15 protein-coding genes and 1 riboswitch are annotated in these 14,565 nt (G+C 70.7%); of the genes, 10 read left to right on the top strand and 5 right to left on the bottom strand.

Annotated elements, in window-relative coordinates; all coding sequences use genetic code 11:
• Positions 1 to 27: 27 nt before the first annotated feature.
• From B5Y19_RS15770 to B5Y19_RS15750, 5 genes are all read right to left on the bottom strand, one after another.
• The gene (locus tag B5Y19_RS15770; protein ID WP_055727765.1) at positions 28 to 684 is read right to left on the bottom strand and encodes a class I SAM-dependent methyltransferase; all 657 of its coding nucleotides are present in this window, start codon (positions 682 to 684) and stop codon (positions 28 to 30) included.
• Complete coding sequence (locus B5Y19_RS15765; protein ID WP_055727764.1) at positions 681 to 1,469, bottom strand: ABC transporter ATP-binding protein; 789 nt, start codon at positions 1,467 to 1,469, stop codon at positions 681 to 683. Before B5Y19_RS15765 ends, B5Y19_RS15770 begins: the two co-directional genes overlap by 4 nt.
• Entirely contained in the window at positions 1,466 to 2,509 is a 1,044-nt protein-coding gene (locus tag B5Y19_RS15760; protein WP_055727763.1) for a FecCD family ABC transporter permease, read from the bottom strand. Before B5Y19_RS15760 ends, B5Y19_RS15765 begins: the two co-directional genes overlap by 4 nt.
• Positions 2,506 to 3,513, bottom strand: coding sequence for an ABC transporter substrate-binding protein (locus B5Y19_RS15755; RefSeq protein ID WP_411914155.1), 1,008 nt, complete (start codon positions 3,511 to 3,513; stop codon positions 2,506 to 2,508). The genes B5Y19_RS15760 and B5Y19_RS15755 overlap by 4 nt, the downstream gene beginning before the upstream one ends.
• Before the next feature lie 242 nt (positions 3,514 to 3,755).
• Positions 3,756 to 3,967: riboswitch (cobalamin riboswitch) on the bottom strand.
• A 66-nt stretch (positions 3,968 to 4,033) separates the two neighbouring features.
• Positions 4,034 to 4,948, bottom strand: coding sequence for a LysR family transcriptional regulator (locus tag B5Y19_RS15750; protein WP_055727829.1), 915 nt, complete (start codon positions 4,946 to 4,948; stop codon positions 4,034 to 4,036).
• A 159-nt stretch (positions 4,949 to 5,107) separates the two neighbouring features.
• On the opposite strand from B5Y19_RS15750, the gene B5Y19_RS15745 reads away from it, so the two are divergent.
• From B5Y19_RS15745 to B5Y19_RS26470, 10 genes are all read left to right on the top strand, one after another.
• The gene (locus B5Y19_RS15745; RefSeq protein WP_055727761.1) at positions 5,108 to 6,265 is read left to right on the top strand and encodes an NAD(P)/FAD-dependent oxidoreductase; all 1,158 of its coding nucleotides are present in this window, start codon (positions 5,108 to 5,110) and stop codon (positions 6,263 to 6,265) included.
• Entirely contained in the window at positions 6,262 to 6,507 is a 246-nt protein-coding gene (locus tag B5Y19_RS15740; protein WP_055727760.1) for a 2Fe-2S iron-sulfur cluster-binding protein, read from the top strand. The genes B5Y19_RS15745 and B5Y19_RS15740 overlap by 4 nt, the downstream gene beginning before the upstream one ends.
• Complete coding sequence (locus tag B5Y19_RS15735; protein ID WP_055727759.1) at positions 6,500 to 7,786, top strand: FAD-dependent oxidoreductase; 1,287 nt, start codon at positions 6,500 to 6,502, stop codon at positions 7,784 to 7,786. The genes B5Y19_RS15740 and B5Y19_RS15735 overlap by 8 nt, the downstream gene beginning before the upstream one ends.
• A gap of 7 nt (positions 7,787 to 7,793) precedes the next feature.
• Positions 7,794 to 9,197 (top strand): aldehyde dehydrogenase family protein, encoded by a 1,404-nt coding sequence (locus B5Y19_RS15730; protein ID WP_244555608.1) that lies wholly within the window; start codon positions 7,794 to 7,796, stop codon positions 9,195 to 9,197.
• A gap of 21 nt (positions 9,198 to 9,218) precedes the next feature.
• A complete protein-coding gene (gene dapA, locus B5Y19_RS15725; RefSeq protein WP_055727828.1) occupies positions 9,219 to 10,127 on the top strand; it encodes a 4-hydroxy-tetrahydrodipicolinate synthase in 909 nt (302 codons plus the stop codon).
• Between the two features lie 123 nt (positions 10,128 to 10,250).
• Positions 10,251 to 11,078, top strand: a complete 828-nt coding sequence (locus B5Y19_RS15720) for a transporter substrate-binding domain-containing protein (protein WP_055727757.1) — start codon at positions 10,251 to 10,253, stop codon at positions 11,076 to 11,078.
• Positions 11,079 to 11,248: 170 nt separating this feature from the next.
• Complete coding sequence (locus B5Y19_RS15715; protein WP_055727756.1) at positions 11,249 to 11,911, top strand: amino acid ABC transporter permease; 663 nt, start codon at positions 11,249 to 11,251, stop codon at positions 11,909 to 11,911.
• Positions 11,912 to 11,924: 13 nt separating this feature from the next.
• Positions 11,925 to 12,704, top strand: a complete 780-nt coding sequence (locus tag B5Y19_RS15710; protein WP_055727755.1) for an amino acid ABC transporter ATP-binding protein — start codon at positions 11,925 to 11,927, stop codon at positions 12,702 to 12,704.
• Complete coding sequence (locus B5Y19_RS26475; RefSeq protein WP_055727754.1) at positions 12,697 to 13,839, top strand: saccharopine dehydrogenase family protein; 1,143 nt, start codon at positions 12,697 to 12,699, stop codon at positions 13,837 to 13,839. The genes B5Y19_RS15710 and B5Y19_RS26475 overlap by 8 nt, the downstream gene beginning before the upstream one ends.
• Positions 13,836 to 14,555 (top strand): aspartate/glutamate racemase family protein, encoded by a 720-nt coding sequence (locus B5Y19_RS26470; RefSeq protein ID WP_244555607.1) that lies wholly within the window; start codon positions 13,836 to 13,838, stop codon positions 14,553 to 14,555. Before B5Y19_RS26475 ends, B5Y19_RS26470 begins: the two co-directional genes overlap by 4 nt.
• Positions 14,556 to 14,565: the final 10 nt, after the last annotated feature.

Below are 14,565 nucleotides of genomic sequence, written 5' to 3'. Positions count from 1 at the left end.
GGATCGCGCGGACCGCGGCAAATCGCGTCAGGGCTTCCGCGCCGTCAGCACGAACATCGGGACGTCGCCCGGATAGGGCGAGCCGGCGAACAGCTGCTGCCAGCCCCGCGCCGGGCCGAATCCGGCCTCGGCCAGCATCGCCCTGGCATCGTCCTCGCTCAGCCCGTCATGCCGGGGCAGAGCGGCGGCGAGCCCCTCCGCATAGGTCGAGCGGTATTGCGGCGCGACCGACCACAGCCCGTCCGAGACGAGGATCAGGCCGCCCGGCCTCAGCAGCTTATGCGCCTTGCGGAGCGCGGCCGCGGGATCGGGCAAGGTCCACAGCACATTGCGCAGCGTGACGATGTCGGCCGAGGCGTCGGCGAACGTGCAATCCTCGATCAGCGCATGCTCGAACGCGATGGAGAGACCGCTGGTCTCCGCCGCCTGGCGGGCGACGGCGAGCATGCCGGCCGCCCCGTCGCAGGCCTGCACGCGATGGCCGAGGCCGGCTGCGACCAGCGCGCAGGCGCCCGTGCCGGTGCCGAGGTCGACGACATCCTTGGGACCATCCGCCTCGAAGGCCGCTTCCAACACCCGCCGCCAGAGCCCGGCCTGCGCGACATGCGAGGCGACGCCGTCGAAGGCGGGCGCGCGCCGGCTCCAGTAGTCGCTGACCGCGGCCTGGGTGTCGTCTTGCCTCATGCTCCCTCCTCTGCGGGCCTGTCCGTCGCGACGAGATATTCGATATGCGGACGCCCGGACGCGCCGGGCCGGATCGACACGGCGACGCCGAACACCGCGCGGATTGTCTCCTCCGTCAGCACCGCTTCGGGAGTGCCCGCCGCCTGCAGCCGGCCGCCATGGAGCAGCGCGATCTCGTCGCAGAACAGCGCCGCGAGGTTCAGGTCGTGCAGCGCGACGATGCAGGTGACGCCGAGCCGGCGGATCAGCGCCAGGATCGAGAGTTGGTGCTGGATGTCGAGATGGTTGGTCGGTTCGTCGAGGATCAGCTCGCTCGGCTCCTGCGCCAGCGCCCGCGCGATATGGACGCGCTGGCGCTCGCCGCCCGACAGCGTGTGCCAGGGCTGGTCGTGCCGCTCGGACAGGCCGACCCGCTCCAGCGCGGCGGAGACCGCCGCCTCGTCGGCACCGTTCCAGGAGGCCAGCGCCGCGCGATGCGGCGTGCGGCCGAGCCGGACGACGTCGCAAACCGAGAGCTGCATCTCGGTCGTCGCCTGCTGCTCGACGAAGGCGAGCCGTTGCGCCAGCGCGCGCCGCGGCACCCCGGCGATGTCGCGCCCGTCGAGTTTGACGACGCCGCTCGCGACGTTGCGCAACCGGCAAAGCAGGCGCAGCAGGCTCGACTTGCCCGATCCGTTCGGACCGATCAGCCCGAGGATCCGCCCCGGCGCCGCCTCCAGGCTGACGCCGTCGACGATCAGGCGACCGGCCGCGCTCCAGCGCACCTCATGGGCTGCGAGCGTCATGCCGGGTTCCGGGCGCGATAGAGGATCAGCGCGAAGGCAGGCGCGCCGACCAGCGCCGTGACCACGCCGATCGGCAGGATCTGCTGCGGAATCAGCACCCGCGAGAGGATGTCGGCGAGGATCATGAAGACCGCGCCGGTCACCAGGCAGGCCGGCAGCAACCGGGCATGGCCGGAGCCGACGAGGAAGCGCGCCGCATGGGGAATGACCAGGCCGACGAAGCCGATCGTGCCGACGATGCTGACCATCGCGGCCGTCATCACCGCCGTCGTCGCGAACAGGACGACGCGCACGCGCGTCACCGCGACGCCGAGCGAGGCCGCAGCATCCGCGCCGAAGGCGAAGGCGTCGAGCGCCTTGGCGTGCAGCATGCAGATGGCGAAGCCGATCAGCGCGACCGGTGTCGCCATCCAGAGGTCGGGCCAGCGCACCCCACCGAAATTGCCGAGCAGCCAGAACATCACCCCTCGCGCCTGCTCGGCGCTGGCGAGCGTGGTGACGATGGTGGCCGTCGCCGCGTTGAACAGCTGGGACGCGGCGACGCCCGCCAGGATGACGCGGTCGCTCGCGCCGCCGGCCCCCGCCGAGAGCAGCGCGACGACGGCGAGCGCCGCGCAGGAGCCGACGAAGGCACCCGCCGACAGGCTGAGCGCCGTGCCGCCGATGCCGACGCCGAGGATCAGCACCGCCACCGCCCCGGTCGACGCGCCGGCCGAGATCCCCAGGATATAGGGTTCGGCCAGCGGGTTGCGCAGCAGCGCCTGCAGGATGGCGCCGGAGAGCGCCAACGCCCCGCCGCACAGGCCGGCCATCAGCGCCCGGCTCAGCCGGTAGTCGAAGATCACGCCCTGCTGGATCGCGCTGACCGGCAGGCCGAGATCGAACAGCCCGTTGCCGAGCGCCCTGAGCGCGACCTCGAACGGGATCGCCATTTCGCCGATCGTCACCGCGAGCGTCACGGAGACGGCGAGCGCGACGAACGCCAGCAGCGCGAGGCCGATCCGTGCCGGCCAGTTCGGCCCGTGTGCGGCGTGGCTCAAGGGGCGAGGCCGAAGCCGGAGATCGCCCGGGCGAGCGTCTCGATGCCGTCGACCGTGTCGAGCCCCGCGCGCGTCGCGCCGACATCCATGATCACGACACGGTTGTTCTTCACCGCATCGAGCTTGCTGGCGACGGGGTCGGTCTTCAGGAATGCGAGCTTCTTGTCGATGTCGTCGGCCGGGAAGCGGCGGCGATCCATCTTCACCGCGACGATCACGGCCGGGTTGGCGGCGGCAATGCTCTCCCAGCCCACGAGCGGCCACTCCTCGTTGGTGGTGATGACGTTGCGCGCACCGAGCTTCGACAGGATATAGGCCGGCACGCCATTCTTGCCGGCCATGAAGCCGTCGCCCTTGACGTCCTTGCTCGAGAACCAGACGACGACCGGAATATCCTGCGCCTTCAGCCTGGCAACGGCCTCGACCGCCTTCGCCTCGCGCGCCCGGAGCGCCGCAACCAGCGCCTCGGCGCGATCGGCGACGTCGAAGATCTGCCCGAACTCGCGGATGTTGCGGTAGACCAGCTCCATCGTGAACATCTGCGTGCGCACGCCGTCGCCCGGGCCGGAATTGTCCTTGCCCACGCAATCCGTCGGCGAGACATAGGTCGGAACCTTCACCCTGGCGAACTGGTCGCGCTTGGCGACGATGCCATTGGGCCCGACATGCCATTCGAACATCGCGGTGACGAGGTCCGGCTCCTGCGCGAGCACGGCCTCGAAGCTCGGGTCATTGTCGGCGAGGCGCTTCACCTTGGCATTGACCGCTTCATAGGGCTTGGCGACGGGCGAGAACCACACCGCCGTGCCGACGATCCGATCGCCCAGGCCGAGCGCATAGAGGATTTCGGTCTGCGTCTGGCCGATCGCGACGACGCGCTTGGGCGGCGCGGCGAAGGTGACGGTCTCGCGGCAGTTCTCCAGCGTCAGCGGATATTGCGTGGGCTGCGCCTGCGCGGCGCCGGCGAGGGCCGCGCCGATCAGCGCGGCGAGCGGAAGGCGCAGCAGGCGCGCGGCAGGGCGGATCACGGAAGACCTCAGAAATGCAACATTATTACATTTCCGATAGGCCCCGGCACGGACCTGCGTCAAGCCCGCGCGAATGCGCAAGGCGGCAATTTTCGGCATGAACATGGTTTCATCGCTCCCCGAGATGAGGAGCGGGGCGCCGCTGGCGGATGTGACCGGGAGACGAGCCCTTGCGGGGTTGCCGCCGACGCACATGTCCGGGGCACCCCGCCCGAAAGACGTACTCGACGATCGGGGCAGGTCTCCTGGCTTGCGGGTCGTCGCCTGTCCCGCCCGGCCTTCCCGGCACCGATGGCGCCAGTGGACGATGGACGGAAGGCTCGCCGCTCACAGTTGCGGGGGCAGCTTCGGCCTCGGCGCGGGAGCGCCTCACCGAATTCCCTCTTAGCCCCGGGAAGCGATCCCGGGGACCTCGATCGCTGAGCAGACTAGAGTGCGCCGGAGCGCCGTCAAGCGCTGTCTTGGGGAAGGCTTGGCCCTTCCCGGCCCAAAGCGGTCAGAGGCCGTCCTCGGATGGCGGCGGCGTGGTCCCGATGGCGGCCGTCAGCCCGACGCAGAGCTGGCGGAGGGTCACGACATAGGGGTTTCGGGCGAGGAAGCTCGCCTCGCCGAAATAGATCGGGATCTCCGGCAGCTCGGGAATATCGACCATCGCGATCGTGGTCTCGGAGCCATCGAGGCACCAGGCGGGAATGACGGCATAGCCGAGCCCGGCCTCGACGCAGCGCTTCACGCTCGAGCTGCCCGAGGTCGAGATGGCGATCTCCATCTCGGCATCGTCCGGCCTGAGATAGTCGATGGCGAGGTTGCGCAGTAGCTGGCCCGGCTCATAGGTGACGAAGGGCCGGCCCTGCGCCCATTGCCGGATGCCCCCGGCCGGCGGCACGCCCCATTCCCGCGGCAGCACCAGCGCCGGCCGATAGGTGCAGACCAGGTGCTGCGGCACGTTCGGATCGCCGAAATAGCGTTCCGTGATGCACAGATCGAGGCTGCCGTCCTTGATCATTTCCGGCAGCGCGGTGTCGCGCTCATAGGCGATGATCTCGACCTGCGGGTAGAGCGCCCGGAACCGCGCCAGGATCGGCGGCATCAGGTAGAAGAAGATCGCCTGCGGCAGGCCGATGCGCAGGACCGGCCGCTCCTTCTGCAGCGTGCGGTCGAGCCGGGTCAGCACGGTATCGAGCTCGGGCAGCAGCAGCTTGTAGAGGCTGCGCCCGCGCGGCGTCAGAAGCACGGTCTTGGCGCCCTGCTCCGAGATCACCAGCCGCTCGCCCAGCATCTGCTCGAGCCGGCGCACATGGTTGGCGGCCGACTGGTAGCTCATGCCGAGCTTGCGGGCCGCAGCGGAATAGGAGCCGTCGCGCGCGACGATGAAGAAGGTCTGGATGAGCGTCAGATTGGCTTCGCGCATGGTCCCTTCCATCCGGCGGGTCGGTCTCGCTTCCTACAGCACGTTGCTTTCCCTCACTTGCAAACATTGAGGCAAGTCCGGGCGGATCATTTGGATCGACCCGGCAGGTGAAGCCGACGAGGTTCGGGCCATCGCTCGACCCGGACGAACCGCCGCCGCATGCCTCCTTCCCCCTCCCTTCACGTCGCCGTGGTCGGCACCGGAATCGTCGGCGCCGCCGCCGCCCATTTCCTGGCCGCGTCCGGGGCGCGGGTGACGCTGCTCGATGCCACCGGCCCCGCCGCCGGCGCGACCGGCGCTTCCGACGGCGCGGTCTCGGTCGCCTCCAAGCGGCCCGGCCCGATGATGGACATCGCCCGCCACGCCCGCGCCTTCTATGTCCGCTGCGAGGCCGACGGGCTGTTTCGCGGCCTGTTCCACCGCCGCTCCACCTTCCTCGTCGCCCGCACGCCGGTCGAGGCCGAACTCGTCGCCCAGCACGGCGCCGATCTCGCGGTGGCCGGCGAGCGGGTCGAGGAGATCGGCCGCGCGGCCCTGCTCGCCCGCATTCCCGGCCTCGGCGAAAGCGTCTGCGCGGCGCTGGAAATTCCCGATGACGGGCATGCGCTCGGCTACGAGATCACCGAGCGCCTGCTGCAGCGCAGCCGCGTCGCCATCCGCCGCGACGCCCCCGTCTCCGAGATCGTGACGCAGGCCGGGCGCGCCAGCGGCGTCGCGATCCGGCAGGAGCATCTCGCCGCCGATGCGGTCCTCGTCGCCGCGGGAATCGGCTCCTCCGCCCTTCTCGGCCTCGGCGACATCCTGATTCCGCGCAAGGGCCAGATGGCCGTGACGGATCGTGCCGCGGCCGGCCGCCCGGCGATCGACGGCCATCTGATGGCGGCCTCCTATCTGGCGGCCAAGCGCGGCATCGTGCGTGACAACGCCCATATCGGCCTGGTGATCGACCCGCTGATGACCGGGCAGTTCCTCATCGGCGGCAGCCGCGAGGACCATCGCGATGACCACGCCACCGACGCCCCGACCATCGCAGCGATCCTGCGCGACGCGCTCGACCTTTACCCGCCGCTCGCGGAGCGCCGCGTGCTGCGCAGCTTCGCCGGGGTGCGCACCGCCTCGCGCGACGGCCTGCCGATCCTCGGGCTGCATCCGCATCTCCCGGGTGTCGCCATCGCCACCGGCTTCGAGGGCGACGGCATCTGCCTCGGCCCGCTGATGGGAGCCTGCGCCGCGCGCCTCCTGCTCGGGGTGCCCGCCGGGATCGACCTCTCGGCACTGTCGCCGCAGCGCTTCGCCTCGGCCGGAGGCAGGCCATGACCGCCCATTTCTACTGGAACGGCGAACCCGTCCCCTTCCGGCCCGGTGAGACCATCGCCGCCGCGCTGCTCGGCGCCGGCATCGTCCATCTCGGCCGTGGGCGCATCTTCTGCGGGATCGGCGCCTGCCAGGGCTGCCTCGTCGCGATGACGGGCGCCGCCGCCGTCGAGGCCTGCCTGACGCCGGCACGCAACGGCCTGCGGCTTTCCCCGCTCGCGGAGGAGCAAGCCGATCATGACTGACGGACCCGTCCTCGTCGTCGGCGGTGGCCCTGCGGGAGCAAGCGCAGCCGCGAGCCTGGCGGAAGCCGGCCTGCCGGTGCTGCTCGTCGAGCAGCGCGACGCTCTCGGCGGCGCCATCCACCGCCAGCCGGCACCGGGCCATGCCCACCATATCCGCCTGCCGGCGCGGCACCGGCGCAACTGGGCGGCGCTGACGGCACGGCTCAGCACCACAGCAGGGCGGATCGAAATCCGGACCCGGACCATCTTCCTCGGCGTCGATGGCCAGGGGCGCTTTCTCTTCGACGACCGCGCCGCGGAGCGCGTCTTCGCCTGCCGGCCGCGCGCGGCCATCATCGCCGTCGGCGCGGTCGAGACGATCCGCCCCTTCCCCGGCTGGGAACGGCCGGGGGTGATGACGGCCGGCGGCGCGCAGGTGCTGCTCAAGGAAACCGGCCGCCCGCCGCAGGGGCCCATCCTCGTCGCCGGCAGCGGGCCGCTGCTGCTGGCGGTCGCAGCCCAGCTCGCCGAGGCCGGCAATCCGCCGGTCGCCGTGCTCGAACGCGGCCGGCCCTGGCGCGCGCCCGGCGCACTGGCTCAGCTCGGCTTGTCCGGGGGGCTTGTCGGCGAGGGCCTCGGCTATCTGGCTCGGCTCGCCGCCAGCCGGGTACCCTATCGGACCGGTGCCGAGGTGACGCGGGCCGAACCGCAGGGCGACCGACTGAAAGTCGTCATCCGGACAGGCTCGGCAGAGGACGTCGTCCAGGTCCGGCATTTGCTGGTCCATGACGGCATCGCGCCGAACCGCACCGGGATTCCGCTCCCGGCGCCCGACGCCGCGGTGCCGGTCCTGCTGGCGGGAGACGGCCGCGAGGCGCTCGGTGCCGACGCCGCCATTCTCGACGGCCGCCGCGCCGCGATGCAGCTGCTTGCCCGCTTCGGGCGCGCGGAGACCACCACACCCGCCGAGGAGCGTGGCCTGAGCCGGGCACGCGCCGTCCAGACAGCTCTCGCCCAGGCGCTCCATGCCGAAGCCGCGCCGCCGCCGCCGGAAACCCTGATCTGCCGCTGCGAGGGGCGCAGCTACGCCGAGCTCGCGGCCCTGCCGGAGGACGCCTCCGCCCGCGAGATCCGCCTGATGGGCCGCTTCGGCCTCGGCGCCTGCCAGGGCCGCTTCTGCGGCCCGATGATCGCGGCGCTGCGCGGCCGGCCAATGCCGGCGGCCGCCCCGCCACGCTGGCCGCTGCGCCCGGTCTCGCTCGCCGCCCTCGCCAGACTGACCACCGATGAAACGGAGTGACGCTACCGTGACCATTACCCTCGCCAGACCCGCCCGGGCTCCAGCCGCCGCCATGGTCGAGGTCCGCAGCCCCTTCGACGGCTCGCTGGTCGGCCGCGTCCGGCAGGCCGACGAGATCGGGGTCGCCGAAGCGCTGCGCCAGGCCCGCAAGGCCTGGTCCTCCTTCCGCTTCAGCACGCCGGCCCAGCGCAAGAATCTGCTCCACCGCCTCGCCGCCCGCCTCGGAGAAGAGGCAGAGGCGATGGCGCGCATCATCTGCGCCGAGGTCGGCAAGACCATCGCGGAAGCGCGCAACGAGGTTCGCCGTGCCGGCAACACGCTGCGGCTGAGCGGCGACGCCGTCACCGTGCTCCACGGCGAGGTCCTGCCGACGGCGATCGTCCCCGGCGCGCCGGACAAGCAGGCGGTGATCACCCATGAGCCAGCCGGCGTTCTCGGCGCGATCACCCCGTTCAACTATCCGCTCAACCTGCTCTGCCACAAGCTCGGCCCGGCCATCGCGGCCGGCAACGCAGTCGTCGCGAAGCCCTCGCCCAAGGCGCCGCTGGCGGCCCAGCGCCTGGCGGAGCTCGCCGCCGAGATCGGCTTTCCGCCCGGCCTGTTCGGGATCGTCCATGGCGGCGCCGACGTCGCGGCGATGATCGCGAGCGGCGACATCGACCTGCTCAGCTTCACCGGCGGGCCCGCTGCCGGCCTTGCGCTGAAGAACGCGTCCGGCCTCCTCCGCTGCCTGATGGAGCTCGGCGGCAACGACCCGCTGATCGTCATGCCGGATGCGGATCTCGACCGCGCCGCCGAGGTCGCGACCGGCCATCGCTTCGAGATCGCCGGCCAGAGCTGCGCCGCCGTCAAGCGGCTCTACCTGCACGACGACATCCGCGAGGCGATGATCGCGCGCATCGAGGCCCGCATCGCCGCGGTGCGGACCGGCGACCCGGCCGATGAGGCGACCGTCATGGGCACGGTGATCGACGAGCCGGCGGCAGCCGAGGTCGAGCGGCGCGTCAGGCTCGCCGTCGCCGACGGCGCCCGGATCGTTGCAGGCGGCAGCCGCGACGGCACCCTCTTCACACCCACCCTGCTCGATGCCGTGCCGGCCCAGGCCGAGCTCGTCCGCACCGAGACCTTCGGGCCGGTGCTGGCGGTGCGCCGCTTCGACGACCCCGATGCGGTGATCGCCGAGGTCAATGCCGGCGCCTACGGGCTGCAGGCCGGGCTCTTCACCAACGACCATGCGCTCGTGAAGCGCGTCTCGCGCCGGCTGCGCGTCGGCGGCGTGATGATCAATGAAGGGCCCGACTTCCGGGCCGAGAACGTGCCGTTCGGCGGCATCAAGTCGAGCGGGCTCGGCCGCGAGGGCATCCACATGACCCTGCGCGAGATGAGCGAGACCAAGGTCGTCATCGACTGAGCGATGCAAGGAGACATGGACATGATCGATCCCGAACTGCGCCGGCGCCTCTGCGGCGTCTTCACCGCCCTCGTCACCCCGTTCCGTGACGGTACCGTCGACGTGCCGGCGCTCGAGAAGCTGATCGCCGCGCAGCTCGCTGCCGGGGTCGCCGGGCTGGTCCCGGTCGGTACCACCGGCGAGGCGGCGACGCTGAGCGACGAGGAGGCCGAGGAGGTCATCCGCGTCACCGTGAAGGCCGCTTCCGGCCGCGCCTTCGTCATGGCCGGGGCCGGCTCGAACGCGACGCGGCTCGCCATCGCCAAGGCGAAGCGGGCCCAGGCACTCGGCGCCGACGGCATCCTGCTGGTGACGCCCTACTACAACAAGCCGTCTCAGGACGGGCTGTTCGACCACTTCTCCGCCATCGCCGAGGCGGTCGACCTGCCGATCATGCTCTACAGCGTGCCGGGGCGCACCGGCGTCGAGATCGCGCCGGCAACGGCCGCGCGGCTGGCGCAGGCCCATCCCCATATCGTCGGCATCAAGGAGGCCGGCGGGAAGGCCGAGCGCATCACCGAGCTGCGGCAGGCGCTGGGCGCCGATTTCGTGATCCATTCCGGCGATGACGGCCTAACCCTGCCCTTCCTGGCGGTCGGCGCCGACGGGGTCACCAGCGTCGCCTCGAACCTCCTGCCGGCTGAGGTCGCCGCCCTCTGCCGGGCCTGGGCCGAGGGTCGGCCGGCCGAGGCCCGCCGTATCCACGAGGCGCTGTTCGACCTCGTCGGCCATCTCTTCATCGAGAGCAATCCGGTGCCGGTGAAGACCGCGCTGGCGCGGACCGGCCTGATCGGGCCGGAGCTGCGCGCCCCGCTCGCGCCCCTGCGTCCCGAGAACCGCAAGGCGCTGGAAGCAAGCCTGCAATCCTTCGAGGCCCGGGCGAACATATAAGAAAACCGGTAGGAGGACGCCCTACTCTCGCATTGTCCGCGCAAGTGCGTCGCATAGGCTCTGCTCGTCCGAACGACCAGAGCAAGACCGAACATATCGGCAAGGGAACGGAGTGGAAAGCTCATGAAATCGATTATTCGCGCCATCTGCGCTGCGGGCCTGGGATGGCTGGCCCTGCAATCCCCGGTTCAGGCCGAGGACACCATCGAGGCCGTCCGCGCGCGCGGCGTCCTGCGCATTCCGGGGATCATCAACGAGGACCCCTATTTCAACAAGGACCCGCGGACGGGTGAGTGGCGCGGCTTCGCCATCGAGATGGCCCGCGACATCGCCAACACCCTCGGCGTCAAGCTGGAGGTCGTCGAGTCGAGCTGGCCGAACTCGATCCTCGACGTGCAGAGCGGCAAGGCCGACCTCGCGCTCGGCGTCACCGCCACGCCGCAGCGGGCGCTCTCGGTCGCCTTCTCGGCCCCGACCTATTTCAACAGCTTCGTCATCGTCTCGCCCAAGGCCGAGCTTTCGAAGCTGAGCTGGGCCGAGCTCGACGACCCGAAATACACCTTCGCGGTCGATCTCGGCTCCTCGCAGGACCTGATCGCCCAGCAATACCTGCCCAAGGCCAAGATGCTGCGCTTCAAGTCCCGCGACGAGGCCATCGTGGCGGTGGTCAGCGGCAAGGCCGACGGCCTGGTCAACACCATGCTGAACGGGCTGGTGATGACCAAGAAGGCGAGCGGCATCGGCAAGGTTCTGGTGCCGTCTCCGGTCCTGTCGACGCCCTCCGTGGTCGCCATGAACTGGAAGGCCGACGAGAAGTCGCGCGCCTTCATCTCGGCCTGGGCGGAGTACAACCGCCGCATCGGCAACAACCAGACCTGGATCGTGAAGAGCCTGGCCCCCTTCGGCATCACGCTCGACGACATGCCGGAAGGCTTCGGCTTCGGCGGCTGAAGCAGCGGCGGCCCGCCGGAGCCGGACGGTTTCGGATGGAATCACAAGACCATCCATCCGGAACCTGAAGCCATCTCTCACCCAATATCGGAGAGCAGGATAAGGGCGAAAGGCGCTCGCGCGTCTTCGCATCCTGTTCGCGGGCCGCTTTCACGAAAGGCTGGCAGGACATGTACACATGGAGCTTCGCCCCGATCGCCCAATCGGCCGATCTGTTTCTCTGGGGCGCGTGGATCACCATCCTCTACACGGTAAGCTCGATCGCGATCGGGCTGGTCCTCGGGCTGCTCCTGTGCTTCGCGCGGCTGTCCGGCATCGGGCCGCTGAACTGGCTGGCGCAGGGCTTCCAGGAACTCTTCCGCTGCACGCCGCTGCTGGTGCAGCTGTTGTGGATCTACTACGCCCTGCCGCTGCTGCTCGGCTTCGACCTGGCCAACTGGGCGGCGGCGCTGATCACGCTCTCGCTCTATGCCGCGGCCTTCTATGCCGAGGTCTTCCGGGGTGGCATCGTCTCGATCGACCGCGGCCAGTCGGAAGCGGGCGCGGCGATCGGCATGTCGGGCTGGCAGGTGATGCGGCGCATCGTGCTGCCGCAGGCGATCCGCCGGATGATGCCGGCCTTCATCAACCAGTCGGTCACGCAGTTCAAGAACACCTCGCTGATTTCGGTGATCTCGGTGGCCGAGCTCACCTACATGGCGAGCATCGTCAACGGGCAGACCTATCGCCCGCTGGAATCCTACACCGTCCTTGCGGTGCTCTATTTCGCCATCCTGTTCCCGATCACGAAGTTCGCCGACATCGTCGAGAGCCGGACGCGCGGCGGCCATTGAGCGAGAACCAGCCATGACATCCGTTTCCACGCCCGCCGCGCCCGAAACCGTTCTCGAGGCCCGCGGCATCGTCAAGCGCTTCGGCGCGCTCACCGTCCTGCACGGCATCGATCTGGCCCTGGCCGGCGGCGAGGTCGTCTCGATCATCGGCCCGTCGGGCTCGGGCAAGTCGACCTTCATCCGCTGCATGAACATGCTGGAAGCGCCCGACGCCGGCGAGATCCGCTTCCGCGGCCGGCAGGTTGGCTCCAGCTTCCGCGGCAAGGGCGATCGCCTCGGTCAGGGCGAGCTGCGCCGCCATGTCGGCATGGTGTTCCAGCACTTCAACCTGTTCCCGCATATGAGCGTGCTGGAGAACGTCATCGAGGGCCCCACCACCGTCCAGCGCAAGCCGCGGAAGGAGGCGGTCGACATCGCGATGGACTACATCGCCAAGGTCGGCCTCGCCGAGAAGCGCGACGCCCGGCCGGACCAGCTCTCGGGCGGCCAGAAGCAGCGCGTCGCCATCGCCCGCGCCCTGACGATGCAGCCGGACGCGCTGCTGCTCGACGAGATCACCAGCGCGCTCGATCCCGAGCTCGTCGGCGAGGTGCTGGGCGTCGTGCGCGGCCTCGCCGAGCAGGGCATGACGATGGTGATCGTCACCCACGAGATCTCCTTCGCGGCCGATGTCTCGGACCGCGTCGTCTTCATGGAGGGTGGGCGCATCGCCGAGCAGGGCAGCCCCGACGGGATTCTCCGCAATCCCGACAACGAGCGTCTCAAGACGTTCCTCGCCCGCTTCCATGGCTGACGCCAGCGCCAGCCGGCCCCGGCCGTTCCGGGTGGTGATCGTCGGCGCCGGCCGGATCGGCACCGCGCTCGGGCTGCTCCTGCGCGAGACGCCCGAATTCGAAATCCTGCTCGTCGACCCGACCGAGCCGGCCCGGCGGCGGGCCGAGGGCCTCGCCTTGCCCTTCGCCGAGGTCGACCCCAGCAACGCCGCGCATCTCGACAGGATCCTCGCCGGCGCCGACGCTGTGGTGGCGGCGGTGCCCAGCTCCGCGACGCCCCTCGTCGCGGCCGCGGCGCGGCGCAGCGGCACGCACTACCTCGATCTCGGCGACGACGGCGCCGCGCTGGAAGCGGTCCGCCGCGAGGCCGATGCGGCGCAGGGCAGCTTCGTCGCGCAGTGCGGCATCTCGCCGGGCCTGGTCTCGTCGCTGGTGCTCGATCTCGCCGCGCAAAGCACGGCCCCGGCCGATATCGACGTCCGCATCGGCAGCCTGCCGCCCCGGCCGGTCGGCCGCCTCGGCTACGGGCTGATATGGGACGTCGACGCGACGCTGCGCGAATATACGCGCCCCTCTCTGGCCCTGATCGACGGGCGGGAAGCCCTGCTCGATCCGCTGTCGCGGCGCGAGCCGCTTTGCCTGCGCGAGCGGGACTACGAGGTCTTCGTCTCCGGCAACATTCCGGCGACGCTGTGCCGGCGCCTCGCCGGAAAGGTCTCCAGCCTGGTCTCCCGCACGATCCGCTATCCCGGCCATGCCGACTGCATGGCCTTCCTGCTCGACGAGATGAAGCTGCGCGAGCGCGTCTATATGCTGCGCAACCTGTTCCTCAACGCACTGCCCGACGTGCCGGACGACCAGCTCCTCATCGCGATCAGCGCGACGCCCCGTGGGCGGGCCGACGCCAAGAAGCATTTCCGGCGCGTCGTCGAGCCCGCCTTGACGGGCGGCGTCCCGATCGGCGCCATGCGGCGCACCGCCGCCTCGCATGTCGCCGCGGTCCTCGACCTGCTGCGGCAAGAGCGGATCGCAGGCGCCGGCATCCACGCGCAGGAGGACATCCCGCTCGCCCTCCTGCGCGAGAACCGGTTCCTCGCCTGGTTTTTCGACGGCGCCGCACAGGCCCATCACTCGAGCACGGAGGCGATATCGTGACCCTGCCCGGCCCCGGGACGGCGCCCGTCCATGAGCTCGGCATCGGCGTGCTGATGCTCGACACCCATTTCCGCCGCCTGCCGGGCGATGTCGGCAACGCCCGCACCTGGCCGTTCCCGGTGCAGTTCCGCGTCGTGCGCGGCGCCGACCCCGCCGCCATCGTCCATGGCAGCCCCGAAGTGTTCCTCGAGCCCTTCATCGCGGCGGCGCTCGATCTCGTCGCCTGCGGCGTGCGCGGCATCACCACGAGCTGCGGCTTCCTCGCCCTGCTCCAGAAGGAGCTGGCGGCCGCCCTGCCCGTTCCGGTCGCGACGAGCAGCCTGCTGCAGGCGCCGCTGATCGAGGCGATGCTGCCGGCGGGCCAGCAGGTCGGCATCCTGACCTTCGCCGCCGAGGCGCTGAGCCCCCGCCACCTCGCCGCGGTCGGGGTGAGGGCCGAGACGCCGATCGAGGGCCTGCCGCCGGACAGCCTGTTCCGCCGCGTCTACGGCAATCGCGGCGGCATCTCCGACCCGGCGGAGCTGGAGCGTGAAGTCGTCGCGGCCGCTCGCACCCTGGTCGAGCGCCACCCGAATGTCGGGGCGATCCTGTGCGAGTGCACGAACCTGCCGCCGCATTCCGCCGCCATCGCCGCGGCGACCGGGCGGCCGGTCTTCGACATCGTCGGTTTCATCGAATGGTTCGCCCGCGGGCTGTCACCGCAGAGCTATCGCTGAGCCACACCGC

Origin of the sequence: Allobosea thiooxidans (assembly GCF_900168195.1) — a bacterium.
In the GTDB taxonomy this organism is placed as follows: Bacteria; Pseudomonadota; Alphaproteobacteria; order Rhizobiales; family Beijerinckiaceae; genus Allobosea; species Allobosea thiooxidans.
Note: the sequence above shows the minus strand (reverse complement) of the source record. Positions and strands in the feature narration are given on the sequence as shown.